This window comes from Pseudoalteromonas sp. S4741 (genome assembly GCF_005886135.1).
GTDB lineage: Bacteria > Pseudomonadota > Gammaproteobacteria > Enterobacterales > Alteromonadaceae > Pseudoalteromonas > Pseudoalteromonas tetraodonis.
This window is the reverse complement of the sequence record NZ_PNCN01000174.1, coordinates 1-3,324: the sequence shown is the minus strand read 5'-3', so window position 1 is coordinate 3,324 and position 3,324 is coordinate 1. Positions and strand designations below refer to the sequence as shown.

Genomic DNA, 3,324 nt, shown 5'->3' with positions numbered 1-3,324 from the left:
CAACGGGCAACGGGCAACGGGCAGATAGTAAAATAAAACACGGTGCTCTTTGCAAGCATAATTTTTATATTGTAGGCGTGAACTAACCTCGCACAGGTTTAATTTTGAGGTTTTAAGCTCGTTGCTCGACACTCGCAGATCGACATACTTTAACCTTTTTGCACCATAAAGACGCTGCGCTATACAAGTAGCCCTTTGCTAAACGCTGAGGCTATAAAAACAAAAAACCCAAGCCGAGGCTTGGGTTTTTTATCACGATTAACTAGAAGAAATTACTTCTTCTTTTTAACTGCTTTTTTGTTTGGTAAATCAGTTATTGAACCTTCAAAAATTTCAGCAGCAAGGCCGATTGATTCGTTCAATGTTGGGTGAGCATGAATTGTTAGCGCTAAGTCTTCACCATCTGCACCCATTTCAATACCTAGACCGATTTCGCCCAGCATTTCGCCTGCGTTAATACCAATCATAGCACCACCGATAATACGGCCGCTCTCTTTATCAAAAATAAGCTTAGTAGAACCTTCAGTACGTGAAGAAGCAATTGCACGACCCGATGCAGCCCAAGGGAATACTGCTGTTTCAATGCTTAAACCTTGCTCTTTCGCTTCTTTTTCAGTTACACCCGCCCATGCAATTTCAGGGTCAGTGTAAGCAATTGAAGGAATACACTTAGGATCAAAGTAATGTTTTTGACCAGAGATAACTTCAGCAGCAACATGACCTTCATGAACCGCTTTATGCGCAAGCATAGGCTGACCCACTAAGTCACCAATTGCAAAAATATGTTCTACGTTAGTACGTAATTGCTTATCAACGTTAATAAAACCACGCTCATCAACATTCACACCCGCTTTATCAGCGTCTAACATGTTACCATTTGGTGTACGACCTACAGCAACAAGTACTTTGTCGTAACGAACTGGCTCTGCTGGTGCATTTTTGCCTTCAAAAGTAACATATAAACCGTCGTCTTTTGCTTCAACGCCAGTTACTTTAGTTGAAAGCATCACGTTAAACTTGTCTTTAACATGCTTTTGGTAAATTTTAATGATGTCTTTATCAGCAGCAGGAACAAGCTGGTCTGCAAATTCTACAACGTCAATTGCAGAACCTAGTGCACGGTAAACCGTACCCATTTCTAAACCAATAATACCACCACCTAAAACAAGTAGTTTTTCAGGAACATCTTTAAGCTCTAGCGCGCCCGTTGAATCAATAACACGATCATCTTCTGGGATGAAAGGTAAGTTTACAGGTTTAGAACCCGCAGCAATAATTGCGTTATCAAAGGTAATGGTTGTTTTACCGTCAGCGCCTTCAACATCTAAAGTATTGCTACCAGTAAATTTACCGTAACCAGATACAACTTTTACTTTACGCATTTTAGCCATGCCGTCTAAGCCACCTGTAAGCTGGCTAACAACAGACTCTTTCCAAGAACGAACTTCATCTAAGTCAATTTTTGGTGCGCCAAAAGTAACGCCGTGAGATGACATTTCTGCAGCATCATCAATCACTTTAGCTACGTGTAAAAGTGCTTTAGAAGGAATACAACCAACATTAAGACATACACCGCCTAATGTCTCGCGAGATTCTACTAGTGTAACTTCTAAGCCCAAGTCAGCAGCGCGAAAAGCTGCAGAGTAACCACCAGGACCACCGCCTAGTACAACAACTTGAGTTTTTAATTCGTTGCTCATGCTATTACCTTTATTGTTTGAACGGGACACAGCCCCAAAATTTAACTGCCATGTTTCTGCAAGGCAGAAAAGGGCATTTGTGCAAATATTGTATCATTGCAAATGATAAAAATCCCAGCTAAAAACAACTGGCTGAGATTTGATTTTACTCACTCTGTAGTGATCACATCACTAACTGGCGTATATCACTCATGTAACTTGCAAGAGTAACAGTAAAGCGTGCAGCAAGTGCACCGTCAATCACTCTATGGTCGTAAGACATTGAAAGTGGAACCATTAGCTTAGGCTCAAACTCTTTACCATTCCACTTAGGCTTCATTTCAGATTTTGACACACCTAAAATTGCCACCTCAGGCGCATTCACAATCGGCGTAAATGCCGTACCGCCAATGCCACCTAGGCTTGAAATAGTAAAACAACCACCTTGCATATCTGATGAACTTAACTTGCCATCACGCGCTTTAACAGATACTTCCATAAGCTCACGAGATAGTTCAATAATGCCTTTTTTATCAACATCTTTAAATACTGGTACAACTAAGCCATTTGGCGTATCAACCGCTACACCAATATTGATGTACTTTTTAAGGATTAAGCTTTCGCCATCCTCTGAAAGCGATGAATTAAATGTAGGGAACTCAGCAAGCGCTTTAGCAGCTGCTTTCATTACAAATACTAATGGCGTAATTTTAACACCCAGCTTTTTCTTCTCGTTAAGGGCATTTTGCTCTTTACGGAACTGCTCAAGGCTCGTGATATCCGCTTCATCAAACTGGGTAACATGGGGGATTTGCACCCAGTTACGGTGTAAGTTTTTACCTGATAGCTTTTGAATACGAGAGAGTTTTTTCTCTTCAATTTCACCAAACTTAGCAAAATCAACTTTTGGCCACGGAATTAATCCAAGCTCACCGCCACCGGCATTGCCTTTAGCTGCAGGTACTTGACCAGATTCAACTTGCTTAACCAGTTGCTTAACATAGTTTTGCACGTCTTCTTTAACAACACGGTTTTTACGACCTGTGCCTTTTACGTTCGCAAGGTTAATACCAAACTCACGTGCTAAACGACGAACAACTGGCGATGCATGAGCATAAGCGCTGTTGTTTTCAAAGCTTTCGGCACTTGCTTTTTCAGGCGCAGCAGTTGGTTTTGACTCTGCTTGAGCCGCTGGCTTAGATTCAGCCTTTGCCTCGTCTTGTTTTGCAGGCGCGTCACTTGGTGCACTACCCGCCACTTCAAATACAAAAATCAGGGAACCCGTTTTAACTTTATCGCCAGTCGCTACTTTAATTTCTTTTACAGTACCAGCAAACGGCGCCGGTACTTCCATAGCTGCTTTGTCGCCTTCAACGTTTAAGATAGATTGCTCTTCTTCTACGCTATCGCCAACCGCAACCATGACTTCGGTTACTTCAACTTCGTCATCACCAATATCCGGTACGCTAACTTCTTTTGTGCTTGATTCTGACGCTTTAGATGAAGCAGCTTTTTCAGTAGGCTTCTCTTGCGTTTTTGAATCACTTGCAGGTGCAGTTTCGTTATCACCACCTGACACTTCAAAAACAAATACTAATGAACCCGTTTTCACTTTGTCACCAGTATTTACTTTAATTTCTTTTAC

2 protein-coding genes are annotated in these 3,324 nt (G+C 41.6%); both read right to left on the bottom strand.

The features are described from left to right. Positions 1–272 precede the first annotated feature (272 nt). On the bottom strand, positions 273–1,700 hold the full coding sequence (gene lpdA / locus CWC30_RS17175) for a dihydrolipoyl dehydrogenase (RefSeq protein WP_033103967.1): 1,428 nt from the start codon (positions 1,698–1,700) through the stop codon (positions 273–275). Positions 1,701–1,863: 163 nt separating this feature from the next. After that, positions 1,864–3,324, bottom strand: a 1,461-nt coding sequence (gene aceF / locus CWC30_RS17170; RefSeq protein ID WP_138627710.1) for a pyruvate dehydrogenase complex dihydrolipoyllysine-residue acetyltransferase, incomplete at its 5' end; no start/stop codon positions are given.